Source organism: Nocardia yamanashiensis NBRC 100130 (genome assembly GCF_001613325.1).
Taxonomy (GTDB): domain Bacteria; phylum Actinomycetota; class Actinomycetes; order Mycobacteriales; family Mycobacteriaceae; genus Nocardia; species Nocardia yamanashiensis.
The window spans coordinates 51702-65603 of the sequence record NZ_BDCD01000039.1 but is presented as its reverse complement, the minus strand read 5'-3'; the positions used below and the strand labels follow the sequence as shown (position 1 = coordinate 65603).

General features: G+C 69.5%; 20 protein-coding genes. 13 read left to right on the top strand and 7 right to left on the bottom strand.

Features of this window, described 5'->3' with window-relative positions; translation table 11 throughout:
• Positions 1-132: 132 nt before the first annotated feature.
• On the bottom strand, positions 133-822 hold the full coding sequence (locus NY1_RS35880) for an NAD(P)H oxidoreductase (RefSeq protein WP_067721615.1): 690 nt from the start codon (positions 820-822) through the stop codon (positions 133-135).
• A gap of 120 nt (positions 823-942) precedes the next feature.
• On the opposite strand from NY1_RS35880, the gene NY1_RS35875 reads away from it, so the two are divergent.
• The gene (locus NY1_RS35875; RefSeq protein WP_084535980.1) at positions 943-1875 is read left to right on the top strand and encodes an AraC family transcriptional regulator; all 933 of its coding nucleotides are present in this window, start codon (positions 943-945) and stop codon (positions 1873-1875) included.
• A gap of 72 nt (positions 1876-1947) precedes the next feature.
• Here NY1_RS35875 and NY1_RS35870 read toward each other — a convergent pair whose 3' ends face one another.
• Positions 1948-2154, bottom strand: a complete 207-nt coding sequence (locus NY1_RS35870) for a CsbD family protein (RefSeq protein WP_067721647.1) — start codon at positions 2152-2154, stop codon at positions 1948-1950.
• Positions 2155-2322: 168 nt separating this feature from the next.
• Between NY1_RS35870 and NY1_RS35865 the strand changes: the two genes are divergently transcribed.
• The 9 genes from NY1_RS35865 (at position 2323) to NY1_RS35825 (ending at position 6417) form a co-directional block, all read left to right on the top strand.
• Positions 2323-2889 carry an RNA polymerase sigma factor gene (locus tag NY1_RS35865; protein ID WP_067721613.1) on the top strand — a complete coding sequence of 189 codons (567 nt, stop codon included), beginning with the start codon at positions 2323-2325 and terminating at the stop codon, positions 2887-2889.
• Entirely contained in the window at positions 2886-3473 is a 588-nt protein-coding gene (locus NY1_RS35860; protein WP_067721646.1) for a hypothetical protein, read from the top strand. The genes NY1_RS35865 and NY1_RS35860 overlap by 4 nt, the downstream gene beginning before the upstream one ends.
• The gene (locus NY1_RS35855) at positions 3470-3850 is read left to right on the top strand and encodes an Asp23/Gls24 family envelope stress response protein (protein WP_084535978.1); all 381 of its coding nucleotides are present in this window, start codon (positions 3470-3472) and stop codon (positions 3848-3850) included. Before NY1_RS35860 ends, NY1_RS35855 begins: the two co-directional genes overlap by 4 nt.
• Positions 3847-4164 (top strand): hypothetical protein, encoded by a 318-nt coding sequence (locus tag NY1_RS35850; RefSeq protein ID WP_067721612.1) that lies wholly within the window; start codon positions 3847-3849, stop codon positions 4162-4164. The genes NY1_RS35855 and NY1_RS35850 overlap by 4 nt, the downstream gene beginning before the upstream one ends.
• A 93-nt stretch (positions 4165-4257) precedes the next feature.
• Positions 4258-4746: an Asp23/Gls24 family envelope stress response protein gene (locus NY1_RS35845; protein WP_067721611.1), complete on the top strand. Its 489-nt coding sequence runs from the start codon at positions 4258-4260 to the stop codon at positions 4744-4746.
• 27 nt (positions 4747-4773) lie between these two features.
• Complete coding sequence (locus NY1_RS35840) at positions 4774-4962, top strand: hypothetical protein (protein ID WP_067721610.1); 189 nt, start codon at positions 4774-4776, stop codon at positions 4960-4962.
• Positions 4959-5318: an Asp23/Gls24 family envelope stress response protein gene (locus NY1_RS35835; protein ID WP_067721609.1), complete on the top strand. Its 360-nt coding sequence runs from the start codon at positions 4959-4961 to the stop codon at positions 5316-5318. The genes NY1_RS35840 and NY1_RS35835 overlap by 4 nt, the downstream gene beginning before the upstream one ends.
• On the top strand, positions 5315-5851 hold the full coding sequence (locus NY1_RS35830; protein ID WP_067721608.1) for a DUF6286 domain-containing protein: 537 nt from the start codon (positions 5315-5317) through the stop codon (positions 5849-5851). The genes NY1_RS35835 and NY1_RS35830 overlap by 4 nt, the downstream gene beginning before the upstream one ends.
• Positions 5848-6417, top strand: coding sequence for an Asp23/Gls24 family envelope stress response protein (locus NY1_RS35825; RefSeq protein WP_067721607.1), 570 nt, complete (start codon positions 5848-5850; stop codon positions 6415-6417). The genes NY1_RS35830 and NY1_RS35825 overlap by 4 nt, the downstream gene beginning before the upstream one ends.
• A gap of 7 nt (positions 6418-6424) precedes the next feature.
• Here NY1_RS35825 and NY1_RS35820 read toward each other — a convergent pair whose 3' ends face one another.
• The 3 genes from NY1_RS35820 to NY1_RS35810 form a co-directional block, all read right to left on the bottom strand.
• Positions 6425-7675, bottom strand: a complete 1251-nt coding sequence (locus tag NY1_RS35820) for an RNA polymerase sigma factor (protein ID WP_067721606.1) — start codon at positions 7673-7675, stop codon at positions 6425-6427.
• Complete coding sequence (locus NY1_RS35815) at positions 7675-8076, bottom strand: YciI family protein (RefSeq protein ID WP_067721605.1); 402 nt, start codon at positions 8074-8076, stop codon at positions 7675-7677. Before NY1_RS35815 ends, NY1_RS35820 begins: the two co-directional genes overlap by 1 nt.
• Before the next feature lie 114 nt (positions 8077-8190).
• On the bottom strand, positions 8191-9411 hold the full coding sequence (locus NY1_RS35810) for an NAD(P)/FAD-dependent oxidoreductase (RefSeq protein ID WP_067721604.1): 1221 nt from the start codon (positions 9409-9411) through the stop codon (positions 8191-8193).
• A 166-nt stretch (positions 9412-9577) separates the two neighbouring features.
• Here NY1_RS35810 and NY1_RS35805 point away from each other — a divergent pair, with 166 nt between their 5' ends.
• A complete protein-coding gene (locus tag NY1_RS35805; protein ID WP_174567251.1) occupies positions 9578-10219 on the top strand; it encodes a mycothiol-dependent nitroreductase Rv2466c family protein in 642 nt (213 codons plus the stop codon).
• 12 nt (positions 10220-10231) lie between these two features.
• Here NY1_RS35805 and NY1_RS35800 read toward each other — a convergent pair whose 3' ends face one another.
• Positions 10232-11278 (bottom strand): M48 family metallopeptidase, encoded by a 1047-nt coding sequence (locus NY1_RS35800; RefSeq protein ID WP_084535992.1) that lies wholly within the window; start codon positions 11276-11278, stop codon positions 10232-10234.
• Positions 11279-11377: 99 nt separating this feature from the next.
• On the bottom strand, positions 11378-12337 hold the full coding sequence (locus NY1_RS35795) for a M48 family metallopeptidase (protein ID WP_084535976.1): 960 nt from the start codon (positions 12335-12337) through the stop codon (positions 11378-11380).
• Positions 12338-12594: 257 nt separating this feature from the next.
• Here NY1_RS35795 and NY1_RS35790 point away from each other — a divergent pair, with 257 nt between their 5' ends.
• Positions 12595-13068 (top strand): ribose-5-phosphate isomerase, encoded by a 474-nt coding sequence (locus NY1_RS35790; RefSeq protein ID WP_067721602.1) that lies wholly within the window; start codon positions 12595-12597, stop codon positions 13066-13068.
• A gap of 3 nt (positions 13069-13071) precedes the next feature.
• On the top strand, positions 13072-13884 hold the full coding sequence (locus tag NY1_RS35785) for an Fpg/Nei family DNA glycosylase (protein WP_067721601.1): 813 nt from the start codon (positions 13072-13074) through the stop codon (positions 13882-13884).
• The last annotated feature ends 18 nt before the right edge of the window (positions 13885-13902 follow it).

The window sequence follows — 13902 nt, the reverse complement described above, 5'->3', positions numbered from 1 at the left end:
TTCGAGCCCTAGGGGCCGAAACTCCCTGTGCGAGAGACTCCCGTGTGGGAGATGTCTGAGACTCCTTGGGGGGACAGGCGCGAACCTCTCGGCGGGGAGACCCCGGGGCTCTAGGTCTCAGCGGTCGGCGGGCTAGGCGGGAACTTGGTCTGCGGCTAGGAATTCGGTGACGAAGGCTTCGGCCTTGGCTTCCAGCGCCGTGTATTGGGCTTCGCGTTCGGCGCCGGCGGTTACGGGGTCGAAGAGGAGTTGGCCGTTGGCGTCGAGGCGCTGGCGGCGTTCCTCGGCGTCGGGGAGGAGGCCGACGGCGGAGTGGGTGAAGCCGCAGTAGTAGGCGATGCCGAGGTTGAGGGAACCTTCGAGGGTTTGCTGCATTACTTCGACTATGACGTCGTCGGCGGCCGCGCCGGCGAGGCCGAGCCAGAGCATGCGTTTGCCGGCCAGGCGGGGTTTGCTGCGACCGTAGGCGAAGCCGTAGTTCCAGACGCGGTCGATCCAGCCCTTGAGCAGGGCGGGCAGGTGCAGCCAGTAGACGGGGAAGACGGCGATCACGATGTCGGCGGCCAGGATTCGGCGCATGTGCGCTTCGGTTTCCTCGGAGTAGCGCTTCTCGCGATTGCCCCAGTCCGGCTGGTCCTCGGTGTTCATTCGCGCGTCGAAGCCTTCGGCGCGCAGGTCCAGCAGGTCGACGGTGTAGCCCTCGCGCTCGAGCTGGGCGACGGTGCGGCGGGCGAGGTGGGCGGTCAGGGAATCGGCGCGGTGGTGTGCGACGACGACCAGCGCGGTACGGGCGGGTTCGCTGTCGATGCCGTTGTACGACAAGGTATTTCCTCCTGATCGGGAATGTGCTGCTTACCTGCGCCTCCCATTCAAGCCATCGCGACGTGGACGATCCATGGATGAAACTCTCCGATCGATAGGAATTCGTCTACCCTCGATGGGGTGGACCCCCTGAGCAATCTGTTGAGCGGTATCCGGGCCGAGGGCTCGGTGGTCGCGCACGCCGAACTGGCCGCGCCGTGGACCATCCGCTTCGGCGACCGCGCACCATTGACCATGATCACCGTGTTGCGCGGCGGCGGGACCCTGCTGCTGGCCGACGGCAGCGAAACCCCTTTGCGGACAGGCGATACCGCCATCGTGCGCGGACCGGAGCTGTTCCATCTCGCCGATCGGCCCGAGTCGATCGGCGGACCGCACACCGAGTACGAGATCGCCTGCTTCACACCGGAAGTGATCGCGAGCTGCGGCGCGGAACTGAGCGGCATCAGCTGGGGCGCCGACTCCGACGGCACCACCGCGCTGATCGTCGGCGCGTATCAGACCTGCACCCGCCGTCACGAACGCCTGTTGCGCGCTCTCCCAGCGGTTCTCGTCATCTCCGAGGACCTGGAATCCTGCGCCTGGATGGAAGCCGCGGTGGTGGACGCCGTCGCCCACAGCGCCGGTTCACAGGCCATGATGGACCGCCTGCTGGATTGGGGCCTGGTCTGCACCCTGCGCACCTGGTTCGCCCAGGCCGAAGCCGCCGCCCCGACCTGGTATCGCGGACTCTCCGATCCGGTGGTCGCGCCCGCGCTGGAAGCCATCCACGGCCGCCCGGGCGTCGCCTGGACGGTGGCCGCGCTGGCCGCCCAATCCGGAGTCTCCCGAGCGCTTTTCGCCAAACGCTTCACCGCCGTCATGGGCGAACCGCCGCTGGCGTACCTGACGGCCTGCCGCATGGACGAGGCCGAGGATCTGCTCATCGACGCCGGGCTGACCGTCGCCCAGATCGCCAGATCACTGGGCTATGCCGACGCTTTCGGCTTCAGCGCCGCTTTCAAACGGCACAAGGGCATGAGCCCCACCGCTTTCCGTGCGGCGGTGGCCTGACGGGTTCTGCGGGGTGGCGGCCTTCACACGGCAACGGGCCGGGACGCCGTAGCGCCCCGGCCCCGATCCCGGCTAGTTGCCGAACTTCTTCTTCACCTTGTCGACGGCGTCGCCGACCGCGTCCTTCACATCGGCGGCGGCGTCCTTCAGGCCGGCGGCCAGCTGATCGGCCTTCCCCTCGGCCCGCAGCTCGTCGTCGCCGGTGAAATCGCCGGCGGCCTCCTTGGCCTTGCCGCCCAGCTCCTCGGCCCGGTTGCTGATCTTGTCACGCAGAGACATCGGAACCTCCGTGTCGTCGGATGCGTGCCCGTTGGTTTCGAGCACGTTCAGTTGGACACCCAGAACCAAGGAATGTCACTCAGCTACTTCTGAGACAACGATCACAGATAATGCAGCGTGAGGATTCGCGTCCGCTCGGGTCTAACCCACGAACGGATAGGAGGCGGGGTGACTGGTACCGATGCCGGAGTCGAGGTGGAACTCGACGACGCCACCCTGGTCAGCCGGGCCCGCGATGGCGATATTCGGAGCTATGAACAGCTAGTTCTGCGCTATCAGGGCGCCATGTTCCGGTTGTCGGCGAAGATGCTGGCCGACCGGGCCGAGGCCGAGGACGTGGTGCAGGACGTGTTCCTGACCGCGTGGCGGCGGCTGGGGCAGCTGCAGGACGAGTCCGCGTTCGCCGCCTGGCTGTACCGGACCACCACCAATCGCTGCCTGAACGTGCTGCGCAAGCGGCAACCGGCGGCGGAGGTCGATCCCGACACCACGGCATCGCCGCGCCGGGACCTGCATCCCGAGCACGCGACCCAGGTGCACGGCCAGCTGGAGGCCCTGACGGCGGCACTGCAGCGGCTCACCCCGGAACAGCGGGCGTGCTGGCTGCTGCGCGAGGTGCACGGCCGCTCCTACGAAGAGATCGGCGAGATCGTCGGCGCGAACGTCACCGCGGTACGCGGGCGGATCGCACGGGCTCGCCTCCAGCTGGCGGAGGAGATGAAGCCGTGGCGATGATCGATGCGAACGACGTGGACGAGGACTACCGGCTGCCCTGCGGGCGCGGTATGGAACAGGTCTGGCGGCGGCTGGACGCCGTGCAGGCTGGGCACTCCGACGCGCACGAGGCCCGCTGCGTGCACTGCGGCGCGGCGCGCGAGAGCCTGCTCGCCCTGCGCACCGCCACCGAGGAACTCATCGCCGAACCCGATCCCGCGCCCCCGGACCTGTTCGGCCGCATCATGTCCGCCGTGCGCGCCGAACTGCGGCGCGGGCAGACCCTGATCCTGCCCACCGAGCATCCCGGCACCGTGGCGATGAGCGAGCAGGCGGTCGCGGTGGTGCTGCGCTTCGCGGCCGACACCGTGCCCGGCGTGCGCGCCCGCGACTGCAAGGTGCGCAGCGTCGGCACCGGACCCGACGGCGAGAACATCGTGCAGGTGAGCATGGCCCTCGCGGTGCGGATGCGCGGCGGCAGCCTGGAGGGCATTGTGCCGCTGGTGCGGCAGCGGGTGGCGACCGCGCTGGCGGCGCGCACCGGACTGCTGCTCGGCCGCCTCGATGTCACCATCGCCGACGTCTACGAGGAGCGGGAGCGGTGACGGCGGTGAATTCCGGCAGCGAGATCGTCGTCTCGGACGCGGTGATCGCCGGGGTGGCCGCGCACGCCGCCGCGGCCGTACCGGGCGTCACCCGGCTCGAACCCGGCCTGCGCGGGCTGCTGAGCGGCTGGTCGCGGGCCGGGAAACAGCTGCTGGGCGCGGCGGAATCGGCCGGGAGCCAAGGTGTCCGGGTGGGCCGCACGGGCGCGGGCCGGATCGCCGTGCAGGTGGACGTGTCCCTGGGCGGCGACTGCCGGGCCGCCGTGGTGGGGGCCGCCGTCCAGCGGGCCGTGCTGGACGCCGTGCTGGAACAGACCGGGGTCACCGTCGGCGAGGTGTCGGTGACCGTGCTCGATATCGAACCGGGGGCGCTGTGACCGCGAAAGCGGAACTGATCGAAGCCGTACTGGATGCGATCGAGGAGGTGGAGGGTTTGCGCGCGGCAACGCCGTTCGGGCTCGGAGCCGTCGCCCGGCTGCCCCGGGGCGGCCGGGCCTACGCGGTGGATCTGGACCCGGCGGCCGTCGAAATCCGTTTGGTGGCAGGCAGATTGCCATTGCGGCCGATGCTGGATCAGCTCACCGGGGCGGTCAGGGCCCGGCTGCATGGCACCGAATGGGCGAACGTGACGGTGCGCCTGGTCGTCACCGAACTCGAAGCCGCCGCGCTCGGCGACGATTCGGTTACCTAGATCACGTGGATGCGGCGTGAGGATTTCCCGCTCGCCGTGTCGAAGGAAGACAGGCATCGATTCCCTGTAGGACAACGAAATCAGGAGGATGGCATGACCGGAACCAGTACCGAGAAGTCGACCGGCAAGACCGCCGCCGCCACCCCGGACGCCGAATCCCGCAATGGTGCGGCGAACTCCAGCGCCCTGGTCACCGATCAGGGCACCACCACGATCGCCGACATCGTGGTGCAGAAGATCGCCGGCCTGGCCGCCCGCGAGGTGCGCGGCGTGCACGCGCTCGGTGGCGGCGCGGCCCGGGCGTTCGGCGCGATCCGCGACCGCATTCCGGGCGCTTCGGCCAGTGTGGGGCAGGGCGTTTCGGTCGAGGTGGGCGAGAAGCAGGCCGCCGTCGATCTGGAACTGGTCGTCGAATACGGCGTGGCCATAGCGGAATTGGCGAAGGCAGTGCGCCGCAATGTCATCAATGCCATCGAGCAGATGACCGCGCTCGAGGTCGTCGAGGTCAATATCAATATCAACGACGTCTACATCCCCGAGGACGACGACGCCGCCGAGCCCGCCGCCAATCGCGTGCAATAGCCGTCCCATTCAGCCGAGGAGTCGCAGATGAACGCCACAACGATCTGCCTGGGTACCGGACTCGCGCTCGGATTCGCCATGGCCTTCGGCGGATTCGGCGCCTTCGCCGTCGTATTGGTGTTCGCCGGGCTGGGCCTGCTGGTCGGCCGCTGGCTCGACGGCGCGGTCGACCTGGCCGGGCTGCTGCGGTCGGTACAGGACCGGAGCCGGCGATGACCGCCCCGGCGCTGGAACTGCCCGGCGTCACCACCGTCAGCGCGCGGGCGGTGCGCCGGATCGCGGCGCGCGCCGCCGCCGAGGTGGATGGGGTGCGGCCGCGAGTGACCGCGGACGCCGAGGTCACCGCCGATACGGCCGCGCTGCGGCTGCGGCTCCCGGTCCGGTATCCGCTGCCGGTGGCGCGGGTGACCGAATCGTGCCGGACGCATCTGATCGAACGGGTGGGTGAGCTGACCGGCCTGACGGTGACCGGCGTGGATATCGCTGTCACCGCCATGGAGCTCGAATCCGCTGCACCCGCACTCGAATCAACCTCGCCCGCAACGGAATCGCCGCGCCGGAGGGTGCTGTGATCCGGCGGTCGCGGCGCGCGGGCGTCGCCACGGTGGTAGCGCTGGCGCTGGTCGCGCTGTGCGTGGCGGTGATCGTATCGCTCGCCCAGAGACTCTCGGGGAACCGGGAATTCGTGTCCTACGACAGCCTCGCGGCACGTCTGCACGGCACCGAATGGGGTGATCCGCTGGTGTTCGGCGTGGGCGCGGCGGTCGCGCTGCTCGGGCTGGCGCTGCTGGTCGCGGCGGTGCTGCCCGGCCGCGCCGTGGTGGTGCCGCTGCGTCCCCTGGACGGCGATGACGCCGGGATCGACCGCCGCAGCCTGCGTTCGGCGCTGCGCCGCTCGGCCGACGCGGTCCCGGGCGTGAGCGCGGCGCGAATCAAGTTGCGCGGCAAAGCCGTCAGCGTGTCCGCCGCGTCCGACCGGACCGATGTGCGGGAGCTGCCCGATACCGTGCACCGGGCCGTGACCGCAGCGTTCGAGCGCATCGGCATGGATACCGCCCCCGCGGTGCGCACCCGGGTGCGGCCGGCCCGAAGGAGTTCGAAATGATCACCGTGAATCGCCCGGCGCGCCTCAATCGCACCCTGCTGGCGGTGCTCGGCCTGCTGCTGCTCGCGGCGGGCGGCTATGTGATGGCGGCGCAGCGCGGCTGGCTGAGCTGGGTGGACCGCTCGGCCGCCCTGACGCCCGGGGACGCACCCCCGCCGCGCTGGGTGTTCTACGCGACCATCGCCGCCGCGGTGGTGCTGGGTCTGCTGTGCCTGCGCTGGCTGAGCGCGCAGCTGTTCCGCCTGCCCAGTGCCGTGGAATGGCAACTCGCGGACGAGAATTCGGCCGGCAGCACGGTGCTGTCGTCCAAGACGGCGGCCGCGGCGGTGGCCGCGGATATCGAATCCTTCGACCGGGTGGACTCCGCGGCGGCCTGGTTGTCGGGTCCGGGACGCGCCCCGGAACTGCACCTCATCGTCACCGTCGAACCCGACGCCGACCTCACCGAACTGCGCCGCCGCATCCTCGGCGAAGCGGTGCCGCGGCTGCGGGAAGCCCTGGAAGTGGGCGTGATTCCGGTGACCATGGAACTGCGCCTGACCGGCGACCGCGCCCGGGTGCGGTGACCGGCGGTCAGGACGCGGACCGCAGCCGGGCCGCGCGCAAGGTGAGGTAATCGCGCTCGGGAACCGAGGTGGTGCGGCGGGCGGCGGCGGCATAGGCGGCGATGGCTTCCTCGTGATCGCCCGACATCTCGAACAGGTGCCCGCGCACCGCATCCAGCCGATGATTGCCCGCCAGCGCCTCGCTCAGGGTGTCGGTGAGGTCCAGTCCGGCCTGCGGACCGTGCACCATGGCCGTGGCCACCGCCCGGTTCAGCGTGACCATCGGATTGGCCGACTGCCGTTCCAAGGCGTTGTACAGCAACAGGATTCGCGGCCAATCGGTGTCCTCCGGCCGCAGCGCCTGTGCGTGCAGCACCGCGATGGCGGCCTGGATCTGATACGGCCCGATGAGCCCGTGCGAGACCGACGCGGTGGCCAGCCGCACCCCTTCGATGATCATGGTCCGGTCCCACAGGCCGCGATCCTGCTCCTCCAGGGGAATCAGCTCCCCGTGCGCCCCCGTCCGCGCGGCCCGCCGCGCATCGTTGAGCAGCAGCAGCGCCAGCAATCCGGTGACCTCCGGATCCTCGGGCAGCGCGGCGAACAGGATGCGCGCCAGCCGGATCGCCTCGGCCGACAGATCCGCCCGCCGCAGTTCCGCGCCGCCGCTCGAAGTATGGCCTTCGGTGAACATCAGATACAGCACGTGCAGCACCGGAGCCAGTCGCGAATTCCAGTCCCCGCCATCGCCATTGGAGGACGGCGTCCCGAACGGCCGCTCCAGCCCCGCGATCCGCTTCTTGGCGCGCGTAATGCGCTGCGCCATGGTTGCTTCCGGCAGCAGGAAGGCATTCGCGATCTCACCGGTGGTGAGCCCGCCCACCGCCCGCAACGTCAACGCGATGGCGCTCGCGGGCGACAGCGCCGGATGACAGCACAGGAAGAACAGCTCCAGGGTGTCGTCCAGCCCCGGCTCGTCCCCGGGCACCCCGACGCCCGGCGCGGTCCGCACCTCCCGGACCGCGTCCGCCGCTTCGCGATTGCGCCGCGCGATCTCCGCCCGCACGGTGTCGACCATCCGCCGCACCGCCACCTGGATAAGCCAGCCGCGCGGATTCTCCGGCATCCCGTCGGCCGGCCACTGCGTGGCGGCGGCCAGCAATGCCTCCTGCACCGCGTCCTCGGCGCTGTCGAAATCCCCATACCGCCGCACCAGCACGCCGAGGACCTGCGGCGCGAGTTCCCGTAGCAGGTCCTCGGTTTCGTAGGAGAGCGGCATTACGCGTCGGGGGCGGGCGCGCTCATGATCGGCCGCACTTCGATGCGCTCCCCGATCGGCTTGCCGCCGGGACCGGGCGCGGCCGAGGCCCGCGCGGCGATCTCGTAGGCCCGCTCCGGGCTGTCCACGTCCACGATCCAATACCCGGCCAGGAATTCCTTGGTCTCGGGGAACGGCCCGTCGGTGACGATCGGCGCGGATCGCCCGTCCGACACCACGATCCGGGCCTCGTCCTTGCCGGCCAGGCCCTGCGCGTCGACCAGTTCGCCGGAGCGGGCCAGCTCGGCGCCCAGCACCCGCTGGAAATCGATGTGCGCGGCGATGTCCTCCGGGCTCCAGTCCTGGATGGGGGTGTCGCAGAACTCGGTGGGGGCGTAGGTCTTGATCAGCATGAATTTCATGGCGGGTTCCTAGGTTCGGTGCACCCGGCGGGCGCGCTCACAGACGGGTCGGAGCCTCGTCGACGGATTCGACGTAGTTTCGCAGCCGCGCGCGTGACCCTCGTCACAGCCCGGCTACAGCGGTGTTCCCGGGTCGCCCAATCGTTCCGCATCCACCGGCTGTCCGCTCAGGATGAGCTCCTTGATCCGGTCGCCCACATCCCACACGTTCACGTTCATCCCCGCCAGCACGCGGTTCCCGCCGTCCAGATAGAACGCCACGAACTCGCGTCCGGCCACATCGCCGCGCGTCACCACCCGGGCCTGCTGCTTGGGCGCGACATAGCCGGTGTACTCCATCCCGAGGTCGTATTGATCGGTGAAGTAGTACGGCAGCCGGTCGTACACCGCCGGTTTGCCCAGCATGGTCAGCGCCGCCACGGCCGGCTGATTGAGGGCGTTGGCCCAGTGCTCCACCCGGATGCGCTGCCCCAGCACCGGATGCTGCTGATCGGCCACATCGCCGATGGCGACGATATCCGGATCGCTGGTGGCCAGGCTCTCGTCGACCAGGATGCCGCCCCCGGTCGCCAGCCCGGCGTCCACCGCGAGTTCGATATTCGGCCGCGCCCCCACCGCCACCAGCACCGCGTCCGCCTCCAGCCGGGTGTCGTCGGCCAGCCGCACCCCGGTGGCGCGGCCGTCGGCGACGGTGATCTCCGCGACCTTGGACCCGCCGCGGAAATCGACGCCGTGCGCGATGTGCAGGTCCGCGAACACCCGGCCCATCTCCGGTCCGAGCACGTTCAGCAGCGGCAGCTCCTCGGTTTCCAGCACCGTGACCTCGACCCCGGCATGACGGGCGGCCGCGGTCACCTCCAGCCCGATCCAGCCGCCGCCGATCACGATCAGCCGCCGCGCCGTGGCGAACATTGCCAGCAGCGCATCGGAATCCTCGATAGTGCGCAGCGTGTACACCCCTTGCGCATCGGTGCCCGGCACCGGCAGTTTGCGCGGCCGCGAACCGGTGGCCAGCGCCAGCTTGTCGTAGGGCAGCGTCGTACCGTCCGGCAGCGCAATGGTTTTGGTGCTGCGATCCAATCCCGTCACCGTGGTCCCGGGCAGCACCTCGATATGGTGATCGCGGTACCACTGCGCCGGATCGACGGTGAAATCGCTCAGCGACTTCTTGCCCAGCAGATGCTCTTTCGACAGCGGCGGCCGCTCGTAGGGCAGATGGTCCTCCGCGCCGACGAGGGTGACGGTGCCGTCGAAATCATTGGCGCGCAAGGCTTCCGCGAGCTTGGCGGCCGCCAGCCCACCTCCCGCGATGACGAACCTGGATGCCGTGGTCATAGCCGAGCCTCCCTGCGCCGCGCGCGGCGGCGGTCGACGTCGAGGTGATGAATCCGACCCTAGCGCGCTCCGCGTCCGGCCAGGCGGAAATATCGGGTAGAAGGTGCGTTGTTGCGCTAACCGGACGGCTGTGTCCGGCCGCCGCCGACTTTCGAAAGGAATCTCCGTGAGCGACACCCAGAAGGACCGGGTCGATTTCTGGTTCGATCCGCTGTGCCCGTGGTGCTGGATCACTTCCCGCTGGATCCTCGAGGTCGAGCAGGTGCGCGATATCGACGTGAACTTCCACGTCATGAGCCTGGCCGTGCTCAACGAGGGCCGCGACGACCTGCCCGAGCAGTACCGCGAACTGATGAAGACGGCGTGGGGCCCGGTGCGCGTCGCCATCGCCGCCGCGCAGCAGCACGGGGACAAGGTGCTCGCGCCGCTGTACACCGCGCTCGGCACCCGGCTGCACAATCGCCGCGCCGAGTACGAGGCGTCGGCGGGCGAGAACCTGCTGTCCGTGGTGATCGCCGAGGCGCTGGCCGAGGCGGGACTGCCGGCCGAGCTGGCCGCGGCGGCCGACAGCACCGAATACGACGAGGCGCTGCGGGTTTCGCATCACGCCGGGATGGACAAGGTCGGCAAGGATGTCGGCACCCCGACCATCCACGTCAATGGCGTGGCGTTCTTCGGGCCGGTGCTCTCGCGCATCCCGCGCGGGGACGATGCGGGCAAGGTGTGGGACGGCGTCGTCGCCCTCGCCTCCTACCCGCACTTCTTCGAGCTCAAGCGCACCCGCCACGAAGACCCGGAATTCGACTGATCGAGGCGATCGTCAGGCGGTAGGACCGCCGGGAGGATAGCTGTCGCCGTACCCGGACTGCGGGTGCGGCGGATAGCCGCCGGACTGTGGATACGGCGGGTAACCGAGCTGCGGTTGCCCGCCGGTCTGCGCGTACGGTGCCGGTCCGCCCGCCACCGGATGCGCCGGCGGATCCGGCCGCCAGAACATGCGGCCGTGCGCGCTGCGGTCGCGCAGCGCCCACATGCGCCAGGTCAGCACCGGATGGCTGGACATGGCATTGGTGATCCAGATGAAGAAGCCCTTCTCCTGGGCGGCGCGATCGGCCATCTCGTCGAAACCGACCAGTGCGTTGAGGTATTTGCCCGCGGCCAAGGTCTGCATGGCCCCCGCCGCTCCGGTGTGCCGGTTGCAATAGCCGTGATTGTCGGCCGTGTACTCCTGGGCGCGGATCAGCGAACTGCCGATGATCGGCAGGAACGGCGCCAGGAACATGCCGAGCTGCCGCCAGTACGACACGTGCCCGGCCGCGATGTGCCCGACCTCGTGGCCGATGATGAACGCCAGCGCGTCGGGATCGCGTGCGGCCCCGCCGATTTCGAACAGATCGCTGTACACCGCCACGTACCGCCGGAACCCGTGCCCGGAGGCGAAGGCATTGATCGCGCCGTTGCCGAGCACCACGTAGGCGTCCGGAACCTGCGTCATGCCGAAGCGCGCCGCGGCCTCCTGGACCATGCGGTAGCCCTCGGGGAACTGGGTCGGCGACATCTTCACCGCGTTCACCCGCTGGGTGGCGTAGTTGAGGCCACGACCCAGGTACACCACCAGCGGGGCGAGAATGATCAGCAGGGCGTACGAGTCGCGAGATCCGAACGCCACCAACAGGATCGAGATGAGCCAGGAGACCACGGTCAGCATGATCACCACGATCAGCAGCGGGATCTCCCAGCTGTGCCGGGCGGGCAGACCGAACGGCGACAGGCCGCGGGTGTGCTGGAACGGCGGCACCACGGGCGGGGTGTAGCCGGGTTGCGGAGCCCAGCCCGGCGGGCCCACGCGCGGATCCCAACCGCTCATGCCGGTGACGGGGTTCCAAGCCGGTCGCTGCGGCTGATCCTCGGACGTCATGGTCAAGACTCTATTCAGTTGTCCCGGACAGTAGTCGCCGACGGGTGCTCACCCTGCGGCCGCGATGGGTTGCGGCGGGCGCGGGCGCCAGAAGACATTGCCGTGGCGGGTGCGGTCGCGCAGCGCCCACATGCGCCAGGTGTGCACCGGATGGCTGGACTGGGCATTGGTGAGCCAGACGAACAGGCCCTTCTCTTCGGCTGCGCGGTCGGCCATTTCGTCATAACCGACCAGTGCGTTCAGGTATTTGCCGGCGGCCAATGTGGTCATGGCGCCGCCCGCGCCGGTGTAGCAGAAGCAGTAGCCGTGATTGTCGGCCGTGTACTCCTGGGCGCGGCTCAGGCCCGGTCCGATCAAGGGGATGAACGACATCAGGATGGTGCCGAACTGCCGCCAGTACGAGGCGTGCCCGGCGGCGATATGGCCGACCTCGTGGCCGATGACGAAGGCCAGCGCCTCGGGTTGCCGTGCGCGGCCGCCGATTTCGAACATATCGCTGTAGACCACCACGTAGCGGCGGAAGCCGTGGCCGGAGGCGAAGGCATTGATCTGGCCGTTGCCGAGCACCACGTAGGCGTCCGGGGCGTGCTTCATCCCGAACCGGGCCGCCGCCTCCTGCACCATGCGATAGCCCTCCGGGAACTGCGTGGGCGACATGCGCACCCCGAACAGGCGCAGGCTGGCGAAGGTGGAGCCGCGGCGGTACCAGATGATCAGCGGCGCGAAGGCGAGCAAGGCCAGATACAGGTTGTCGGTGCCCCTGACCAGCTCGAAAACCGCGTACGGGTAAGCGAATACGGTGATCAGCACGACGATCACCAGCAGCGGAATCTCCCACGCGTGCCGTGCGGGCAGCCCGAACGCCGACAGCCCCTTGGTGCGCGGCGTCGGCGGCAGCGGGGGCGGAATCGGCGTGGGCCGGGTCTCCTCGATGGCTATCCCACCCCAGCCCGGCGGGCCGCTGGCCGGGTTCCAGCCGGTGAAACTTGCGGTGTGGTCGAACGGCATGGCGCACCTTCGATTCGGATGCCGGGATGGAGTGGGGGTGCGGGCTGTGACGGGACATACGCGCGCACTCTGTTATTCGTGAGAGGAATCAGTCGGCGTTAATGCCCGCGCGCACGTGGTGGTCCGCAGGTTCCCGTACGGAGGTTCGGGGGCGGAGCGCCTCAGAGTTTCCGAGAGTGCGGCCGGGTTGCCTTCGGGGGTTCGGGGGCTGGCCCCTGAGAGTTTCCGAGAGTTGGGCTCCTGCAAGAATCGCTGCCATGCGCGTATACCTGGGTGCCGACCATGCCGGCTTCGAACTGAAGAACCTCGTCAAGGCCCACCTCGAGGGCCAGGGCCACGATGTCACCGACTGCGGCGCTCTCGAGTACGACGCCCTCGACGACTACCCGGCCTTCTGCATCGAGGCTGCCCGCCGCACCGTCGCCGATCCGGGTTCGCTGGGTCTGGTCTTCGGCGGCTCCGGCAACGGCGAGCAGATCGCCGCCAACAAGGTCCCCGGCGCCCGCTGCGCCCTGGCCTGGAGCGTGGAAACCGCCAAGCTGGCCCGCGAGCACAACAACGCGCAGCTCATCGGCATCGGCGGCCGTATGCACTCGACCGAGGAAGCCCTCGCCATCGTCGACGCCTTCATTTCGACCGCCTGGTCCGAGGAGCCGCGTCACCAGCGCCGCATCGACATCCTCGCCGACTACGAGAAGTCCGGCGAAGCCCCCGCCGTTCCGGCGTACTGACCTGTGCCCGAAGGGCATACGCTGCACCGCCTGGCGAAGTTGCACCACAAGCACTTCGCCGGCGGGCAGGTCCGCGTCTCCAGCCCGCAGGGCCGCTTCGCCGAAGGCGCCGCCCTGATCGACGGCCAGGTCCTCACCCGCGCCGAAGCCTGGGGCAAACACCTGCTCCACCACTACGATTCGGGCTTGGTCGTCCACGTCCACCTGGGCCTCTACGGCAAGTTCTACGAATCCGAAGTCCCCATGGCCGCCCCCGTCGGCGAAGTCCGCATGCGCATGATCGGCGCCGGCCGCAACGACGAGCCTTACGGCACCGACCTGCGCGGCCCCAACGCCTGCGAGATCCTCCTCGAACCCGAAGTGGACGCCCTCACCGCCCGCCTCGGCCCCGACCCCCTGCGCCCCGACGCCGACCCCGACCGAGCCTGGGACCGCATCCGCCGCTCCCGCCGCACCATCGGCGCCCTCCTCATGGACCAGAAGATCCTGGCCGGGGTAGGCAACGTCTACCGCGCCGAACTCCTTTTCCGCCACGGCATCTCACCCGACCGCCCCGGCACCGACCTGTCCCGCGAAGAATGGGACGCCATGTGGACCGACCTGGTCGCCCTCATGAAAATCGGCGTCCGCCGCGGCAAGATGCACGTCGTCCGCCCCGAACACGACCACGGCGCACCGTCTTACGCCGTCGATCGCCCACGCACCTACGTCTACCGCCGCGTCGGCGACCCCTGCCGCCTCTGCGGCACCACGGTCCTGCACTCCGTCCTCGAAGGCCGAAACCTCTTCTGGTGCCCCACCTGTCAGCCGCGCTGAGCGGATTCGAGCTGCCGC